Source organism: Acinetobacter sp. ANC5681 (assembly GCF_023488045.1).
Classification (GTDB): domain Bacteria; phylum Pseudomonadota; class Gammaproteobacteria; order Pseudomonadales; family Moraxellaceae; genus Acinetobacter.
In genome coordinates this window covers 132,103-148,537 of the sequence record NZ_JAMFKZ010000001.1, presented here as the reverse complement: position 1 = coordinate 148,537, position 16,435 = coordinate 132,103, and the positions used below count along the sequence as shown (strand labels likewise).

General features: G+C 38.4%; 15 protein-coding genes and 2 pseudogenes. 6 read left to right on the top strand and 11 right to left on the bottom strand.

The window, feature by feature from the left end:
• The first annotated feature begins 28 nt into the window (after positions 1 to 28).
• Together M5121_RS00710 and csrA are read left to right on the top strand one after the other, a co-directional pair.
• Positions 29 to 1,309, top strand: coding sequence for an aspartate kinase (locus M5121_RS00710; protein WP_249569957.1), 1,281 nt, complete (start codon positions 29 to 31; stop codon positions 1,307 to 1,309).
• A 240-nt stretch (positions 1,310 to 1,549) separates the two neighbouring features.
• Positions 1,550 to 1,813, top strand: coding sequence for a carbon storage regulator CsrA (csrA, locus tag M5121_RS00705; RefSeq protein ID WP_004661337.1), 264 nt, complete (start codon positions 1,550 to 1,552; stop codon positions 1,811 to 1,813).
• A gap of 76 nt (positions 1,814 to 1,889) precedes the next feature.
• On the opposite strand, the gene rnhB is transcribed toward csrA, so the two are convergent.
• The 3 genes from rnhB to M5121_RS00690 all read right to left on the bottom strand — a co-directional run bounded on the left by rnhB (position 1,890) and on the right by M5121_RS00690 (position 3,402).
• Positions 1,890 to 2,456, bottom strand: a complete 567-nt coding sequence (gene rnhB / locus M5121_RS00700; RefSeq protein ID WP_249570073.1) for a ribonuclease HII — start codon at positions 2,454 to 2,456, stop codon at positions 1,890 to 1,892.
• Positions 2,457 to 2,516: 60 nt separating this feature from the next.
• Positions 2,517 to 2,702, bottom strand: coding sequence for a hypothetical protein (locus M5121_RS00695; protein WP_249569956.1), 186 nt, complete (start codon positions 2,700 to 2,702; stop codon positions 2,517 to 2,519).
• A gap of 325 nt (positions 2,703 to 3,027) precedes the next feature.
• Complete coding sequence (locus M5121_RS00690) at positions 3,028 to 3,402, bottom strand: hypothetical protein (RefSeq protein WP_249569955.1); 375 nt, start codon at positions 3,400 to 3,402, stop codon at positions 3,028 to 3,030.
• A 215-nt stretch (positions 3,403 to 3,617) separates the two neighbouring features.
• On the opposite strand from M5121_RS00690, the gene M5121_RS00685 reads away from it, so the two are divergent.
• Complete coding sequence (locus M5121_RS00685; protein ID WP_249569953.1) at positions 3,618 to 4,172, top strand: cytochrome b; 555 nt, start codon at positions 3,618 to 3,620, stop codon at positions 4,170 to 4,172.
• Positions 4,173 to 4,215: 43 nt separating this feature from the next.
• Here the strand turns inward: M5121_RS00685 and M5121_RS00680 are convergent, their stop codons facing one another.
• From M5121_RS00680 to M5121_RS00665, 4 genes and pseudogenes are all read right to left on the bottom strand, one after another.
• The gene (locus M5121_RS00680) at positions 4,216 to 5,214 is read right to left on the bottom strand and encodes an adenosine deaminase (protein WP_249569951.1); all 999 of its coding nucleotides are present in this window, start codon (positions 5,212 to 5,214) and stop codon (positions 4,216 to 4,218) included.
• 81 nt (positions 5,215 to 5,295) lie between these two features.
• The gene (locus M5121_RS00675) at positions 5,296 to 6,615 is read right to left on the bottom strand and encodes an NCS2 family permease (RefSeq protein ID WP_249569949.1); all 1,320 of its coding nucleotides are present in this window, start codon (positions 6,613 to 6,615) and stop codon (positions 5,296 to 5,298) included.
• Between the two features lie 330 nt (positions 6,616 to 6,945).
• Positions 6,946 to 7,143, bottom strand: coding sequence for a hypothetical protein (locus M5121_RS00670; protein ID WP_249569947.1), 198 nt, complete (start codon positions 7,141 to 7,143; stop codon positions 6,946 to 6,948).
• A 332-nt stretch (positions 7,144 to 7,475) separates the two neighbouring features.
• Positions 7,476 to 8,376: pseudogene (locus M5121_RS00665) on the bottom strand (TonB-dependent receptor domain-containing protein).
• A gap of 286 nt (positions 8,377 to 8,662) precedes the next feature.
• On the opposite strand from M5121_RS00665, the gene M5121_RS00660 reads away from it, so the two are divergent.
• Positions 8,663 to 10,726, top strand: coding sequence for a TonB-dependent receptor plug domain-containing protein (locus M5121_RS00660; RefSeq protein ID WP_249569945.1), 2,064 nt, complete (start codon positions 8,663 to 8,665; stop codon positions 10,724 to 10,726).
• A 165-nt stretch (positions 10,727 to 10,891) separates the two neighbouring features.
• Positions 10,892 to 11,097: pseudogene (locus M5121_RS00655) on the top strand (DUF6500 family protein).
• A 9-nt stretch (positions 11,098 to 11,106) separates the two neighbouring features.
• Here M5121_RS00655 and M5121_RS00650 read toward each other — a convergent pair.
• From M5121_RS00650 to M5121_RS00640, 3 genes are read right to left on the bottom strand one after another with little or no spacing between them, the layout of a single operon-like run.
• The gene (locus M5121_RS00650; RefSeq protein WP_249569943.1) at positions 11,107 to 12,579 is read right to left on the bottom strand and encodes a sulfite reductase subunit alpha; all 1,473 of its coding nucleotides are present in this window, start codon (positions 12,577 to 12,579) and stop codon (positions 11,107 to 11,109) included.
• Positions 12,580 to 12,589: 10 nt separating this feature from the next.
• The gene (locus tag M5121_RS00645; protein WP_249569941.1) at positions 12,590 to 13,180 is read right to left on the bottom strand and encodes a PepSY-associated TM helix domain-containing protein; all 591 of its coding nucleotides are present in this window, start codon (positions 13,178 to 13,180) and stop codon (positions 12,590 to 12,592) included.
• A gap of 34 nt (positions 13,181 to 13,214) precedes the next feature.
• A complete protein-coding gene (locus M5121_RS00640; RefSeq protein ID WP_249569939.1) occupies positions 13,215 to 14,792 on the bottom strand; it encodes a DUF2271 domain-containing protein in 1,578 nt (525 codons plus the stop codon).
• A gap of 309 nt (positions 14,793 to 15,101) precedes the next feature.
• Between M5121_RS00640 and M5121_RS00635 the strand changes: the two genes are divergently transcribed.
• Positions 15,102 to 15,983, top strand: coding sequence for a DUF4198 domain-containing protein (locus tag M5121_RS00635; RefSeq protein WP_087536078.1), 882 nt, complete (start codon positions 15,102 to 15,104; stop codon positions 15,981 to 15,983).
• 98 nt (positions 15,984 to 16,081) lie between these two features.
• Here M5121_RS00635 and M5121_RS00630 read toward each other — a convergent pair whose 3' ends face one another.
• Entirely contained in the window at positions 16,082 to 16,414 is a 333-nt protein-coding gene (locus tag M5121_RS00630) for a DMT family transporter (protein WP_087536077.1), read from the bottom strand.
• Between the last annotated feature and the right edge of the window lie 21 nt (positions 16,415 to 16,435).

The window sequence follows — 16,435 nt, the reverse complement described above, 5'->3', positions numbered from 1 at the left end:
TCAGGGTCATGGCTTATATGGAACAACTATGGCATTAATCGTTCAAAAATATGGCGGTACCTCTATAGGTACTCCTGAGCGCATTTTAAATGTTGCTCATCGTGTCAAGCGTTGGCATGATCACGGTCACAAAGTGGTCGTGGTTGTATCGGCAATGAGTGGTGAAACTAACCGCTTACTTGCGCTTGCTAAAGCCATTACTAGCACCCCTAACCCACGTGAACTTGATCAAATGGTGTCTACGGGTGAGCAAGTAACGATTTCCATGTTAGCTATGGCACTGAATTCTATTGGTGTAGAAGCTAAATCATACACTGGACGTCAAGTTGGTATTAAAACTGACAGCGCGTTTACCAAAGCGCGTATCGAATCTATTGATACCGATGTCATGACAGCTGATTTAGATGCTGGTCGTGTGATTGTTGTCGCAGGTTTCCAAGGCTTTGATGCTGAAGGAAATATTACAACATTAGGTCGTGGCGGCTCAGATACCTCTGGTGTAGCACTTGCAGCTGCATTAAAAGCAGATGAATGCCAAATTTACACAGATGTGGATGGTGTTTATACCACTGATCCTCGTGTTGCACCTAAAGCGAAAAAAGTTGACCGTATCTCTTTTGAAGAAATGCTTGAAATGGCATCTTTAGGTTCAAAAGTTTTACAAATTCGTTCGGTTGAATTCGCAGGCAAATATCAAGTTCCATTACGTGTATTATCAAGCTTTGATAATGACAATGACGGCGCATTTGATGAAGATTTCAAACAAAACGTAGGCACATTAATCACGACTGAGGCAGAAGACGACATGGAACAACCAATTATTGCAGGTATTGCATTTAACCGTGACGAAGCAAAATTAACGATTTTGGGTGTTCCAGATGAACCAGGCATTGCCTCTAAAATCTTATCCCCGATTAGTGATGCTAACATTGAAGTGGATATGATTATCCAAAATGTTGAAGAAGATGGTACTACTGATTTTACCTTTACTGTAAATCGCAATGATCTTGCTAAAGCTAAAGCAATCTTGGACCAAACAGCAAGCAGCATTGAAGGCTGTGAAGTTGTCACTCGCGATGACATCGTAAAAGTGTCTATTGTTGGTGTAGGTATGCGCTCACATGCTGGTGTAGCAAGCAAAATGTTTACAGCTCTTGCGGATGAAAGCATTAATATCCTCATGATTTCTACTTCAGAAATTAAGATTTCTGTCATCATTGAAGAAAACTACTTAGAGCTTGCTGTACGTTGCCTACATACTGCTTTTGGTTTAGACCGTGAACATGGCGAAAGCAGTGCACGTGCTTAATTCATAGCACAATAAACATATTTACTTTCAAGTAAATGGTAAAAAATACAGAGCCACTATAGTTTTTATTCCAGTGGCTCTGTTATATTAAGTTGTGAGGTTTTTCAGAAAAACTCGGCAGAACTTACGAAAAAAAGCTGTTTTTTACATATTTCTGTTAAAATTTTCTGTATATTAAGGCTGTGCTTTCAAATAATGAATTCCCTGTCGCAAGTTTAAGCGTTTAGCAAGGAGATAAACATGCTGATTCTGACCCGTCGTGTCGGAGAAACATTAATGATTGGGGATCAAGTCAGTGTTACTGTGCTTGGCGTAAAAGGTAATCAGGTGCGTATTGGTGTAAATGCTCCAAAAGAAGTTTCCGTGCATCGTGAGGAAATTTACCAACGTATCCAACATGAACGTGCTATGCATGAGCATTTACAACATCTTGATCAAGATTATCAACTTTCTTTTGAAGAAGATAATAACGATTTTACTCGACATAATAACTTCAATCGTTAATGTACAGAATTCTTCTCTAACAATTAAAGCGACTAATTATTAGTCGCTTTAATTGTTTATGGATACTCATATATATTTATAAACCCAGTGCTTTTTTTACTGGCGCATAACTACGACGATGTTGATCAATCACGCCATACGCTGCAATTGCTTCAAAATGCGCTTTGGTTGGATAGCCTTTATGTTTTGCAAAACCGTAATTAGGATACTGCTGATCTAGTTCATGCATTTGACGGTCACGTGTTACTTTAGCCAAGATACTTGCTGCGCTAATCTCCGCATGACTTGCATCCCCACCAACAATCGCCTCACACAATATTTCAATTCCTTTCGGAATTTGGTTGCCATCAACAATCACTTTTTCAGGCTGAATGTTTAAGGTATCTACAGCACGACGCATGGCTAAAAAAGTTGCCTGTAAAATATTAATTTCGTCAATTTCTGAGTGGGAAGCTTCTGCAATTGACCAAGCTAAGGCTTTCTCTTGAATTTCTAAGAAAAGTTTTTCACGTTTCTTTTCAGTTAATTTTTTAGAATCATTTAAACCATCAATCGGATTATTGGGATCTAAAATTACCGCAGCAGCAACAACTGAACCGACCAAAGGCCCACGCCCTGCCTCATCTACACCAGCAACAAACATGATATTACTCACAAAGATTAGCTGCTTCAGAGCAACTAATTACAACTTATTTAAACTGTTCTATTTTATCACTTCTGATAAGCAAGCGTTCATCGTTTTTGCGACAGCAACGCCTGTTAATGCTGTTCTAGCTTTTGAATCAACTGCCGCTAAAGCAAGCTCTAATGGAGATAATACAGTAGGTGCATTTTTACCAACACATTTACAAATTTGCTTTTTCTTGTGTTGTTTTTGGTTCTTGGTCATTAATTTACTTGTAACTTTCTAAGCCGCGAAATCATCGATATCATGAGTACACTTGGTTTGTGCTGCACATTGTATTGCTGACGTACCCATTTTCAGTTTAGTTAGTTCAGCACTTTGTGCGTCAACATCTGCAAATAAGGTAAAGAAAGAGAAAAGAATAAAAAAATTGTTCTTATTCATACAAAACCTATTCTAAATGTAGGTATTTTTATAATTTAATCATATAAGTCTATTAACACGATCTTCAATTACGAGACCATATCAATTTCATCTAAAAAAGCAGAACCAAGTCAAACTTAGCTCTGCTTAGCGCATTTCATCAGAATTATTTCTTCAACACTTCTGCGACACAGGCATTTACTGTTTTAGAAACAACTTGATTCACAATCGTTGCACGCGCTGTAGGATCAATCGCAGCTGTGGCCAATTCAACAGTCGTTACACTATTTGGTGCTTTTTCACTAACACATCCACATACATTCGTTTGAATGTTTTCACGTTGCTCAGATGTCATTAAACGTGTCGCTGTTTTCCATGCTGGTAATGTATTGATCTCATTAATACATTTTGCATTCACAGCAATTTTTAATGCAGCCATACCTAGCTGCTGAGATGTTGTTGCAGTGGAATTATTAGTATTTGTCGCAACACACCCATTTAAAGCAAATAACATAGGTACGATAAAGAATAATTTTTTCACGAACTCAAACCTGTATCCAAAATTTTAGCACGCGTATTGTGCCTAAAGGATGACTTGAAAGAAATGACTGTGTAGATTCTTTACATAATATAACAATCAAGTTGCATTTTACTTACTGCTCTACACGTACAACGCTCTGTTACATATACACTGTATATGAAGAAAAATGAGCTATTTAAAATCGTAAAACTCATATTCACCGCTAGGATGTTGCAATGTCAACCTCAGCACAATATTACACTCGCACAGCGCAAATTTTACACTGGCTGATGGCGGCTATTTTTATCACAGCTTGGCTGATCGGCTTTTACAGTGGGAATTTTCTCAGCTATGACGTTGATGGAAGCTTCAAAGGCAATGTTATTACACTACATAAAAATATAGCCACCACCATTATCTTTCTGGTTGTGATTCGAATTTTTTGGCGTTACACCCACCCAGTCCCTAAACTACCAAACACCATGTCACCTATGATGAAGACTTTGGCTCATATCGGCCATTTCTTACTGTATTTCATGCTACTTGCGCTACCAATTACCGGCTGTTTATTTAGCTGGAGTGCTGGACATCCAGCTCCTGTTTTATATTTATTTGAAATTCCTCGCCTAGTTCAAGATAATCCTGACCTGCTTGAAATAGTGAAACCATTACACATTTATCTTTCTTGGTTTGCAGGTTTACTTATTGTCGGTCATGCTTTAGCAGCAATAAAACATCACATCATTGATAAAGATAATGTCTTATTGAGTATGTTGCGCCAACCTAAATAAATCCTGACACATAAAAAAACCGCTTAACGCGGTTTTTTTACATTTAAATCTTTTTTACTTCTGCAATCCATTTCTGTTTCTCATCATCAGAAATAAAGGATGCCTCAAAAGAGTTAATTGCAAGTTGCTTAAGCTCATCATTCGATAAATCTAAAGCCTGCTGAATTGCTACAAAGTTATCATTCATATAACCACCGAAATATGAAGGATCATCCGAGTTTACAGTAACATGCACACCTTTTTGTAATAAACGGCGGATGTTATGCTCGGCCATGTCATTGACAACACAAAGCTTTAAATTACTTAAAGGGCAAACTGTTAATGGCATTTTTTCTGCGATTAAACGTACCATTAACTGCTCATCTTCTTCTGAGCGAACACCATGATCAATACGGTTTACTTTGAGTAAATCCAAAGCTTCCCAGATATATTCTGGTGGGCCTTCTTCACCTGCATGTGCCACAATCAAGAAACCTACTTCACGTGCTTTAGCAAAAACACGTTCAAATTTCGAAGGAGGATGCCCTACTTCGCTTGAATCTAAACCAATTGCAATAATGTCATCTTTAAATGGCAAGGCTTGCGCAAGTGTTTCAAATGCTTTTTCTTCACTTAAATGACGCAAGAAGCACATGATCAATTGGGAACTAATTCCTAATTTTTCTTGAGCATCTTTACAAGCACGCTTTAAACCTGCAAGTACCGTTGCAAATTCAACCCCACGCTCAGTATGTGTTTGTGGGTCGAAGAACATCTCTGTATGCACGACACGATCTTCAGCACATTTCTCGAAATATGCCCAAGCTAGATCATAAAAATCTTGTTCATGCACCAGCACGTTCGCACCAGCATAATAGATATCAAGAAATGATTGAAGATTATGGAAGTTGTAGGCTTGCTTTACTTCCTCAACTGATTGATACGGAATCTGAATCTGATTACGCTGTGCAATTGCAAACATCAGTTCTGGTTCAAAAGTCCCTTCAATATGCACATGCAATTCGGCTTTGGGTAAAGCACGAATCAGCTCGATTTGATTCATATTAACTCCACGTTTAAATAAAAAAGGGTGTTGCCTATTCGGTACACCCTCTAAAGGTTTTATCAATAACTTTTAAATGGCTTAACCACCAAATGCAATAAATTTAAATACCCACAGTGCAGCAATAATCCAAACCATATAAGGAACTGTTTTTGCTTTGCCTGTAAATAATTTGACTAATGCATAACTAATAAAGCCCATTGCAATACCATCCGCAATTGAATACGTAAATGGCATAAATACAATCGTTAAAAATGCAGGTACTGCTTCTGTAATATCATCCCAATCAATATGTGTGATTCCTTGAATCATCAACACACCGATAAATAATAATGCAGGAGCTGTTGCAAAACTTGGAACAGATTGAGCTAATGGTGCCAAGAATAAGCAGCCAATAAATAAGAATGCAACGACAACGGCAGTCAAACCTGTACGACCACCCGCAGCAACGCCAGATGCAGATTCGATATAAGGTGTGGTTGAAGATGTACCTAATGCTGCGCCTGCAACAATTGCTGTTGAATCAGCAAACAACGCTTTCTTCAAACGAGGTAACTTACCATCTTGTAGTAAACCTGCACGGTGCGATACACCAACTAAAGTCCCTGTACTATCAAATAAATCGACAATAAAGAAGACAAAAATCACACCAACCATACTTGCAGTAAATAAACCTTCAAAGTCCATTTGCATAAAAGTGGGTGCAATCGATGGAATTTGTCCAACAACACCTTTAAATTCATTTAAGCCTAAAGCTGTCGCTATTCCAGTCACAGCAAGAATACTAATGATGATCGCACCACGAACTTTTAACTGGTGTAAAACCACAATCATTAAAAAGCCAAATAAAGCCAGTAAAACCGTAGGTTGTTTGATATTTCCCAGACCAACTAAAGTCGCTGGATTGTCTACAATGATGCCTGCATTTTTAAGCGCAATGAGGGCAAGAAATAAACCAATACCCCCGCCAATCGCAAATTTAAGCGATATAGGAATGGCATTGACAATCGCTTCACGAATTTTAAAAAAGCTGATTGCCAAAAAGATTAAACCTGATACAAAAACGGCCGCAAGCGCAGTCTGCCAAGGTACACCCATGCCTAAACAGACCGAATAGGTAAAATAGGCATTTAGGCCCATCCCCGGTGCAAGTGCGATTGGATAATTGGCAACAATCCCCATTACCAAGCAACCAATAGCAGCAGCTAAACAGGTTGCAACAAACACGGCACCATGATCCATTCCAGTTTCGGAAAGAATAAGTGGGTTTACAATAATGATGTAACACATCGTCAAAAATGTAGTTACACCCGCTAGAACTTCTGTTCTGAAGTTGGTTTTGTTCTCACTTAATTTAAATAAGCGTTCTAAAACACCAACCGAAGCATTAGGCGTTGTCATAACATAGCACCTGTTAAAATCTGAGATCTTAGGAATTGAAATCTATACACTTGCATTTCAATCTTTTTTGAATTTGCGAAATGGCATACCCAACGACAAAGCAATCTCTATGCCAGCCGAATGCTTGTGACACCAACAAGATGTATAAATCTGACCCGCTATCAAAATGTAAAAAGCTGCATAACAAGATGCAGCTTTTTATTCAATGGTAAATATTTTAACAGATTTTAAGCAAAACTTGATGGCTTCAAATCAAAAAAAGCCTAGTTATCATACATTCTAGAAAGACACATACACTGAATTGCAATAATTATTGATTAATATCAATGACTATTGATCGTTCTTATACGATGACAAATGTGTATGCTTGGTATAATTAGGATTATTCTGGATCATATGCAAACTGTGTTCCGCATCATTTACAATTTTCGTAAGCTCTTGGCGTCTTTTATCTTGGGCATCTACATATGCAGCGTAACCTAAAACAACAATCGAACAAACAACAAGCAATGGAAGGAATTTCTTCATTATTATTATCTCTATTGTATGCTTTTCTTGAATATTAACAATAATAAACAAAAAAGAGAATTAATTAACATTAAATAATCAAAAATTAGAAATAATTCACAATTATATGATTATTTATGAATTGATTTTGTATATTTTTCATCCAAATAAATCTTAAATTATTTATATTCTTGATGCAATTGCATTTTATATAATCCAATTAGATAGCTTAAAATTTAAGCATTTTTTATAACATTTGTTAAAATTAAAGATGGATTACTATCAAAAATCAAATAAAAAAGCATCTCTAGTTTAACTAAAGACGCTTTTACTCATATGCGATCTAAACAAGTTTAAAACTGATAATTCAATCGAACTAGAACATTACGTGGTGTTCCAGGCATTGACTCTGAGCGCCAATAGTCTTTATTGGTTAGGTTATTTACAGCAAGCGTAACGTTCCAAGGATCAGCGCTATAACCAATTGCAGCATCTAAACGCGTGAATCCTTGAAAATCGATAGGCGTATTATCTAAATTGCCATTGGAATATATCTTCGCATCACCAACATAAGTTGCGCCAATTTCACCATAGATCTTCTCGACTGGTAAATAGCGTATAAATAAGTTTCCAGTATGGCGTGGAGTATTATTGAGTACTTTACCAACATTGGCCGCTTTATTGTCTTTAGAAATCTCTGTATCCATATAGCTATAGCCTCCCCGTACAAACAAGTTATCTAAAGCACGTCCAATAAAGCTAAACTCTATCCCTTTAGATTGATGCTGGACCCTTCAATATTTCAATACGCTCAATATTGGCAGTACTACGGCGAACTTGACCACTTTCACGGACACCATCACGATAGATATCGCCAGTATCTGCATTAAATCCACGGAAGTTGATGCCATCACCACGCATGTCATAGCTCGTTGATATCCCTGGTGTTCCCTGTAACATCACACTTAAATCATTTGCACCATAGATTTTATATTTCTGAACATCAATCGTATCAATCGTTTGAGGAATATCTTTTTTCTTTAGCCCATTTCGAGTCACGCTGGCTTGTTCATAATCAATATAGCTTTTAATTGGATCAAGCTCGCTCATTGCTTCAATTTTAATCGTTGGCATAACCGCAGTCTGAGTATTGTTCTCGTTGGCAAATAGGTACTGCGCTTGTAAGAGCATTAAGCTTAATGCACTAAATCTAAAAATAGGCTTGTGAGAGAGCGTAACATATCGAGATGTCATAAGAATTCCAAACAAAAAATCAGACAAATATTAAGTAAAACTTAAAATATAAAAAACAATACAATATTAATGAAAATAATTCTTATTTTCACCATATTTTATATAAATTATTTCTCACAGCTTATTAAGCAGTCAATTTTTACGAAATCATGCTCTTTAATAGCGCATAAATAATTAAAAAATATTTTTTAAATCTGAGGCTTATTTAAGCTAAATTCCATTTTTCTACACAATTTTACATTAGGCTACACACAAAATAATTTGATCTTTCTTTTGGGGTACTTGAATGAAATATCCACTCTATTCTGGGAAATTGAGTGTACTTAGCTCGGCATTACTGAGTATCAGCACTTCAGTTTTCGCCGCTGATAGCAACATAACAACACCTACAGAAACAGCAACGCAGGTTTTACCTACCCTATCGTTTAAAGCATCGGCAGAGCCACAGAAACCAAAAGATGATGATATAAGTGCTGTACCTAAAACCATTATCACCCGTGATGAAATGCTACAGTACGGCGATCAATCCGTGATGGATGCATTACGTAGAGCTGCTGGATTTCAACTTCCGACACCTGGACAAGGTCCACGCGGTGGTGGCGGCGCTTCTGGAATGCGTTTCCGTGGTGGAGCTGGTCCAACATTCCTTATCAATGGTGAACCTGTGCAAGGTGGACCACGTGGAGGGATGTCTATTATTGACACGATTACCCCTGAAATGATTGAACGAATTGAAGTCGTGAAGCAGCCAAGTGTTGCTCAAGCGTCTGTTGCATCATCAGCTGTTATCAACATTATTTTGAAAGAACCTCTCGATAGTCGTATCAGTGGCTCGATAAAAGTAGGTTATGGTAAGTATGAGGATTCTGAGAAACAATCAAAGAGCGAACAAAAAATCAGCCTACAAGCAGATGGTCGTGACAACGTATGGTCATATAGCGTTTCTGCAAATCAAATGTGGGTTGATAACACATCCCTAACCAAAACAGAAACATCAGCGGGTACACGTGAACAATCGCGCACGGTCAATCGAAGCATGCAAATGTTTTCACCTCGCTTGCAATACGATCTCGATGATCAACAAAAATTGATTGCCGAATTATTCTATCGCAACATCAAAATGGATGGTTATTCAGCCAATCAAACGCAAGATGATAAAAATGATAGCATTCGTCTAAATACACGTTATGAACGAAAAGACAAAGACTTAAGCGATAAGATTCGGCTATCCGTTGAACGTCAAACCGAAACTCAACTCACCCGTTCACCTCAAAATACCATTTATACCGATGAAACCATTCATGAATATGGCCTCGCTTATGATGGGATGCGTAAATTAGATCCGACTCGTCAAATCAAATTTGGTGTTGATACACGGAGTAGTAATTTAGACAGTAATGTGAGCAATCGTTTAGATGAGCAACGTTATGCTTTATATGCCGAGGGAAGCTGGCGTTTTACAGATCGACAAACCATTACGTTGGGCGCGCGCCAAGAATGGTTAAATCGCTCTGGTCTAGTTGATTATCAGGACCAACATCTTAGCCCTGTACTTGCTTATCGTTTTGATCTAACCGAACAATGGTCGATTCAAACCAACCTGAGCCAAGCATTTAACAGTCCAAAAACTGATCGTCTAATTCCGAATGTCACTGTTTCTACAGATAGCGATGCTGGTTCATTGAATAATCCTGATCGCGGCGGTAATCCTGACTTAAAACCAGAGAAAACAAGCGCTGTAGAATCAACTCTGGCATATGACTCAGCGAATGGTGGTATGAGTTTAACTGCATATCATCGCGAAATTAAAGATTACATCGAAAAGGTGATTGCGCTTGAAGGGTCACGTTATGTTGAACGTCCACAAAACCAAAATCAAGCAACGACCTATGGTGTTGAACTTTCTGGACGTTATGCGCTGAAACAAACGGATGCAGGTCATTCATTTATGCTGAATGGGCAAATATCAACGATTCGTGCAAAAGTTGAAGATGAACAGCATAATGAGCGTTTAGTCAGCGATGTTGCCCCATATAATGCAAGTGCGGGGTTATCTTATAACTTTAAGCCTTGGCAGCTTTCTACCAGTATCAATGTGAGCTATACACCTGAATTTACGCGTGGTTTAGATGGTCAACCTTATGATCGAACCACCAATCAACGTTTTGGATTAGACCTCAGTGCAACCAAGCGTTTCACTGGTGGCTGGGCGGCAAGTTTAAATCTCAACAATCTACTCAGTACAGATTATAAAGAACGACTGACCAATCAATCTGACGGTAGTTTATATCAAGCAAGAACAAATCAAGGTATGGCGAGTTTCCAATTCTCTGTTGAGAAAAAGTTCTAACTTTACTGCCTAGGCTAAATTGATTCATCATTAACAAAAGCCAGTTATGAAAATAGCTGGTTTTTTTAGATTTCAAAATAGATATTAAAAATCTAACTATGAAAATTTTCGATATTGGGAATGCTATGATCTTCATCCTACTTTCATCAGTGCTTAGAGGATAATATGAGAGCCGAACTCAAAGCCAAATCCTACAGGTCTGCGATGAAAAAATTGCAAAAAAAGGCAGTAACGTCGGACTTTCTTTTTATGCTTTCTTTGCCAATAAAAATGATGATCCTGAATGCTTAATGGAAGCTACCCCATTGGTGGATCATTTTGAAAAAGCTGACAAGATCAAAGCACTGGTACTAGCCCAATCTGACAACTGATCGATAGACTTAATACACATCGCGTTGATAACGCTGTTGCTGCTTAAGCAGTTCTACCTGTTCATGCCCTAGAATCTCTTTTAGTGCTTGATCAACACCGCTCGCCATGCCTTGTAAACTACCACAGACATATATCGCTGCGCCTTGTGCAATCCATGCTTGTAATTGAACTGATTGTGTTCTCAGACAATCTTGCACATAGACTTTTTCAGCCTGATCACGTGAAAAAGCATAATCCACATACTCCAGAAAACCATGCTGCTGCCAATAGCGAATCTCTGTTTGGTACAAATGATCAAACTGCTGCTGTCTTTCACCAAAAATCAACCAATTCCGTCTATATCCCCAATGCTCACGTTGGCGTAAATGTGCAACTAGACCTGCGATTCCCGTACCATTGCCAATTAAAATCAGTGGTCGATCATCATGAACTAAGTGAAAACTTGGATTATGACGTATGTTGGCTTGCAGCGATTGGTCTTGCTCCAACCCCACTGTCAACCAACCTGAGCCTAGTCCTAAACCTGATTCAGTCTGTTGCTGTCTCACCACCAATTCAATTAAACCATTTTCAGGTAAGCTTGCAATCGAATACTCACGCTGAGCTAAGGATTCAAATTGTGTAATCCATTCAGCAAATGAAAGTGATGCGCGAGGTGGTAATTTTCTTAAATTTAAGCGGCGCAGTTGAGGTATGAAATCCACTGCATCTTCTTGCTGTTGTGCTACTAAAAAATTCTGAATATCAATCGTATTGTTTTCACATTGAATTTCTAAAATATCGCCTGATGACCAAACCAAATCTTGTTCAGGAATTAATTGGATTTTATAAATTGCTTCCCCAATACTGCCTCTATTCAAGCATTGGCGATGAGCAAACTTTAATTCTACATGCTCTTTTTCAATAGATAGCGCTGAAAATTGAGTGCTGGTTAACTGCTCCAAGCCAAGCAACCATTGTTCTAAATCACGACTATTGAGCTGATCCACACAAACTATTGGAAATAGAGCTTGAGCTTGTTGCTTCAATAACCATTGTTCTAGTGTTTTCCCAAACTGACAAAAATTCGAGTAACGTTGATCACCCAATGCAAGCACTGAAAATAACAAATGCGATAAATCTAAAGATTGGGACAGAATTTTATGGACAAAGGACTGGGCTGCATCAGGTGCATCCCCTTCTCCATAGGTACTCACCACCCATAAAATACGTTGATGTTGCGTTAAATCAGTAATACTCAGTTCTTGAATATTTCGAATTGCAGTGCGATGATCAATTAAACGCAATTGTTCAGCGGTGTGATTTGCCCAAGATTCAGCATGCCCCGATTGACTTGCATACACCACTAAATAAGCAGGATGATCTTGATTCGTTTTTTGCTTCGCATGACCTTGTTGCCATAATAACCAAACAATTATAAAAAGATGTAGACTCAATAATATTGCCAATATCACAATAATCGTCAGTACAGCTTGAGTCATCCTTTCACCCTTAAATGGCAGACCAAATGAGCAAAATAATTGCCGATAAACTACATGCCGTTAAAAGCAGATGTGTCACTAAACGGGTTTTAATGGTCAGGAACAGAATATAACCTGCCAAAGATAATAAAATAATGATGATCGCACTAATATCAATTAACCAATGCCAAGCTGTTCCAACGTTTTTGCCACGATGCAAATCATTCAATAATGAAACAGCGGTGGCTGGTTTCTGCGTTATCTCAACATCACCATTGTCGAGCAACACCCATAAGTCTGTTGAACCTGCTGGGCTTTCGAGACGAATCATGATCTCACCGTCTAGCACTTCACTACTTTTATAACGACCAATCAAAGGCTGTTTCGAACGAACGTATTCCACAATACTTTGGCTTGGATTCTCTTGTTTTTGCAGAGACGCAACCAGTGTTGGCGGTAAAGTGAATGTGGTGGTTTGCTCTTCATTTTTTGATTTAAACCAATCAGGATTATTGAGAAATAAACCTGTAGCAGCAAAGAAGATCAAAACGATAAAGGCAAAGGCAGAAAGCCAACCATGCACATAGCGTGCATGGCGGTAAAAATCACGGCGTTGATACAAGGGACTAGCCTCATAAATGGAGTGATGCTAGAAATTAAGCACCACGTTGGAAATTCAATTTAACTGTACCAATTTCTGCTTGAGCAGGCAGCGTTTGTGTTGCAGCTTTTGGTGTGACATTCAATTCAATAGTTTGATAAGAATGATCACCATGCTCACGCGAGGTTTCAATATGGATAATATATTTACCTGCATTCACTATTTTACCCGCTTCGTCTTTACCATCCCAAGCCAACTTATACTGTCCTGGTTGACGTGAAGGTTTTGCAACAGCATCTAAGTTTGGCATTTGACGACCATATCGACGCCACCAAACATAGTTAGAGTTAATCCACTTCTCATCTTTACCCCAGACAGCCAGTGTACGCACAATTTTTTTATCGCTATCTGTAACCCAAACTGACACATAAGGTGCACGGTAGTTATCTACTGCGATTTTTGGAATATTCACTTCTAACTGAGCTTGGTAGCCTTTTGGCCAAGCTGTTGCTGCGCCATTCGCCGCAACATGACGCATTAGAGCAGGTTGATTGGCATCTAATAATGATGACCAGCCTGAACTTTGATAACGTGTGCCGTCAGTTGCAACAAGTTGAGCTTCATAACCGACGAGTTGTTCAATCAGTTGCATCCCTTCATGCGCAGGCATTGCGGTTAATGCTGTTGCTAAAGCATCTGAATCAGCAGCACATTGTCCAACCACAACACATTGTTCAACGTTTTGAATCGGTTGTCCTGTATGTGGATTTAACAAATGTGATTGATCTGCGAACCCACGATAGCCTTGACCACTAAAAGCTACAGCTTGATCTTTCAGTTTGAGTACCTGAGTTGGTGCAACATTATCAAAACGTTCATTTGGGTCTTGTACACCAACTTTCCAACCCGCTTGTTGAGGTGATTGCCCCCATACACGCATATCGCCACCAATATCGATCAGAATACCTTGTAAATGTGGCACTGCTTGTTTAGCTGCTAACAAAGCACGGTCAATCACATAGCCTTTAGCGTAAGCATCAGGGGCGATTTTAATAGCTGATGCCGTTTTAATTTGTTTGGTTACAGGATTCAGTTCAATACTTTGCGTCTGTAACTGTCGCAATAAAGATTCTTGAGTATTGTCATCCAAGCGTTGGACTTGATTGCTATTTTCCCATAATTGGATCAATTGCCCCAAACGTGCATCAAAACCGCCACACGTTGCACTGCGCCACTGTTCACAAGCTGCGATAACATCATAAAGCTCAGATGAAGCAAAAATTTGCTGCTCACGATTTAATTGGCTGATTTCACTATCATCACGCCAAACAGAAAGAATCTGATCAAGCCTCGCAATTTCTGTTTGAATTGCTTGTAAAGCTTTTTCTGCATCTTGTTGCTGAGATGTAGTGACTACAACATCTAAAGATGTGCCTAACACATGATCTTGATGAAAACGATAACTTGGTAATTGGATGGGCGCGGATAATTGATGTGCATCTTTTATATTTATACTTAGTTCATCTGCTTGAGTCGCCGTAAATGGGGACATCAAAACTGTTAACGCAGCCATCAACGGAGATAAACGAAAAATTATCTGTATTGGACGAAAAATTTGTTGAGTTGATGACATACGGGGATTCCATTTTCCAAGATTTACTTAAAATCTACTGGTCGCTCAATTAAAGTAATGCTCTTCTTCTATCTCAATACTTAACTTAGACTACGATATAATTTGATCAAATTTTTCAATAAAATCAATAATATTAATCTGCATAAAAACTTAAGTTAAAAGAAAGGAATAACTTTTTAATCATCAACTTAGTTTTTGAACATGATGATTAAAAATTTATCGAAATAATATTGCAATTGATACTCGTTATCAAGTAGATTGTGGCAAATCTTTTGCATTTTTGTATATTTCTCTTTTAAGGAATTTTTCATGCGTCATTTGATTACGACTGGATTACTCGCGCTGTTACCAACCTTGAGTTTTGCTCATACTGCCAGCCCATTTTTACTGCCTGAAGTCTTCGATAGCAAATCTGACAGTGTAAGCTTTCAAAGTGGTATTACAGTAGAAAAATTCTTTGTCGCAAGTAGAAATTTTAAAACCAGCTATCAAGTCACAACACCTGAAGGTAAAACTGAATCTTTCAATGCAGCAGCTGAACTCAAAAAGTTTAATATCGCTGAATTCAATTTAACCAATGATGGTACCTATCGCATTCGCACAAAAGAAGCGACTGGTAATCCAACCAAATATGCTCAAGTTGATGGGCGTTGGTTACGTGTTCGTCCATCACGACCTGCAAATGCTGCACCTATGCAACCTCAAGCAAATGCTGAACAAAAAGCACCTCAGCAAGCAAGCCAACCACCACGTTTTGTGACAGAGGATCAAATCACGGCTAATGCAAAAACACTTCAAACAACAAACTATTATCTTGCTGAAAGCTTTGTGACAAAAGGCAAACCAAGCCCAATTCCACAAGTTGAAAATAAAGGTTTTGAATTTAAGTTTTTAACACACCCAAATGAATTATTTGCTGGTGAATCACTTAAAGCACAAGTTTTAATGGATGGCAAAGCTGTTCCTAACTTAGAAGTTGATGTCTTTAAAGGTGCGAGCAGCTATCAACCCAATGCTAAACGTGAACAACCGCACGTGAAAACCAATGCAAAAGGTGAAGTCGAGATTAAATTTAGCGAAGCAGGCATTTATTTAATTACCGCGACTTATCCAGAAGCGAATAGTGACAATACCAAACCACCTGTTGCTCAAAGCTACACCTATAGCGTTACCGTTGAAGTGACGGAGTAAGCCATTCAGGCACTTACATTCACATTTTTTGTAAGTGCCTTTGATTTTCCTGTCTGATTACAAGCAATTCAAATTTCTGCTTTGACTGACTTACCAGTTTAATGCGAACTTGTTTTAGACAACAAATTCAGGACCAGAACGCCACTCATAATCAATGCAATGCCAACAATTCCCCAGACATCCAGTTTCTGGTCAAATACAATCCAAGCTACAGTCGTAATGAGGACAATCCCGACACCCGACCATACCGCATAAGCAATACCAACGGGAATTGTTTTCAATGTGAGAGATAAACAATAAAATGCAATCATATAACCGAGTACAACAACAATAGATGCCATCGGCTTTGTAAACCCTTCACTACTTTTTAAAGCAGAAGTAGCAATCACTTCAGCAACAATTGCGATAAATAAAATGAGCCAATTCTTCATTCAATTTCCCATAGATAAATG

What these genes read in the sequence shown, in the direction of transcription:
- M5121_RS00710 (WP_249569957.1), top strand. Translation starts at nt 29, where the DNA reads ATGGCATTAATCGTTCAAAAATATGGCGGTACCTCTATAGGTACTCCT.
- csrA (WP_004661337.1), top strand. Translation starts at nt 1,550, where the DNA reads ATGCTGATTCTGACCCGTCGTGTCGGAGAAACATTAATGATTGGGGAT.
- rnhB (WP_249570073.1), bottom strand. Translation starts at nt 2,456, where the DNA reads ATGTTTGTTGCTGGTGTAGATGAGGCAGGGCGTGGGCCTTTGGTCGGT.
- M5121_RS00695 (WP_249569956.1), bottom strand. Translation starts at nt 2,702, where the DNA reads ATGACCAAGAACCAAAAACAACACAAGAAAAAGCAAATTTGTAAATGT.
- M5121_RS00685 (WP_249569953.1), top strand. Translation starts at nt 3,618, where the DNA reads ATGTCAACCTCAGCACAATATTACACTCGCACAGCGCAAATTTTACAC.
- M5121_RS00680 (WP_249569951.1), bottom strand. Translation starts at nt 5,214, where the DNA reads ATGAATCAAATCGAGCTGATTCGTGCTTTACCCAAAGCCGAATTGCAT.
- M5121_RS00675 (WP_249569949.1), bottom strand. Translation starts at nt 6,615, where the DNA reads ATGACAACGCCTAATGCTTCGGTTGGTGTTTTAGAACGCTTATTTAAA.
- M5121_RS00670 (WP_249569947.1), bottom strand. Translation starts at nt 7,143, where the DNA reads ATGAAGAAATTCCTTCCATTGCTTGTTGTTTGTTCGATTGTTGTTTTA.
- M5121_RS00660 (WP_249569945.1), top strand. Translation starts at nt 8,663, where the DNA reads ATGAAATATCCACTCTATTCTGGGAAATTGAGTGTACTTAGCTCGGCA.
- M5121_RS00650 (WP_249569943.1), bottom strand. Translation starts at nt 12,579, where the DNA reads ATGACTCAAGCTGTACTGACGATTATTGTGATATTGGCAATATTATTG.
- M5121_RS00640 (WP_249569939.1), bottom strand. Translation starts at nt 14,792, where the DNA reads ATGTCATCAACTCAACAAATTTTTCGTCCAATACAGATAATTTTTCGT.
- M5121_RS00635 (WP_087536078.1), top strand. Translation starts at nt 15,102, where the DNA reads ATGCGTCATTTGATTACGACTGGATTACTCGCGCTGTTACCAACCTTG.
- M5121_RS00630 (WP_087536077.1), bottom strand. Translation starts at nt 16,414, where the DNA reads ATGAAGAATTGGCTCATTTTATTTATCGCAATTGTTGCTGAAGTGATT.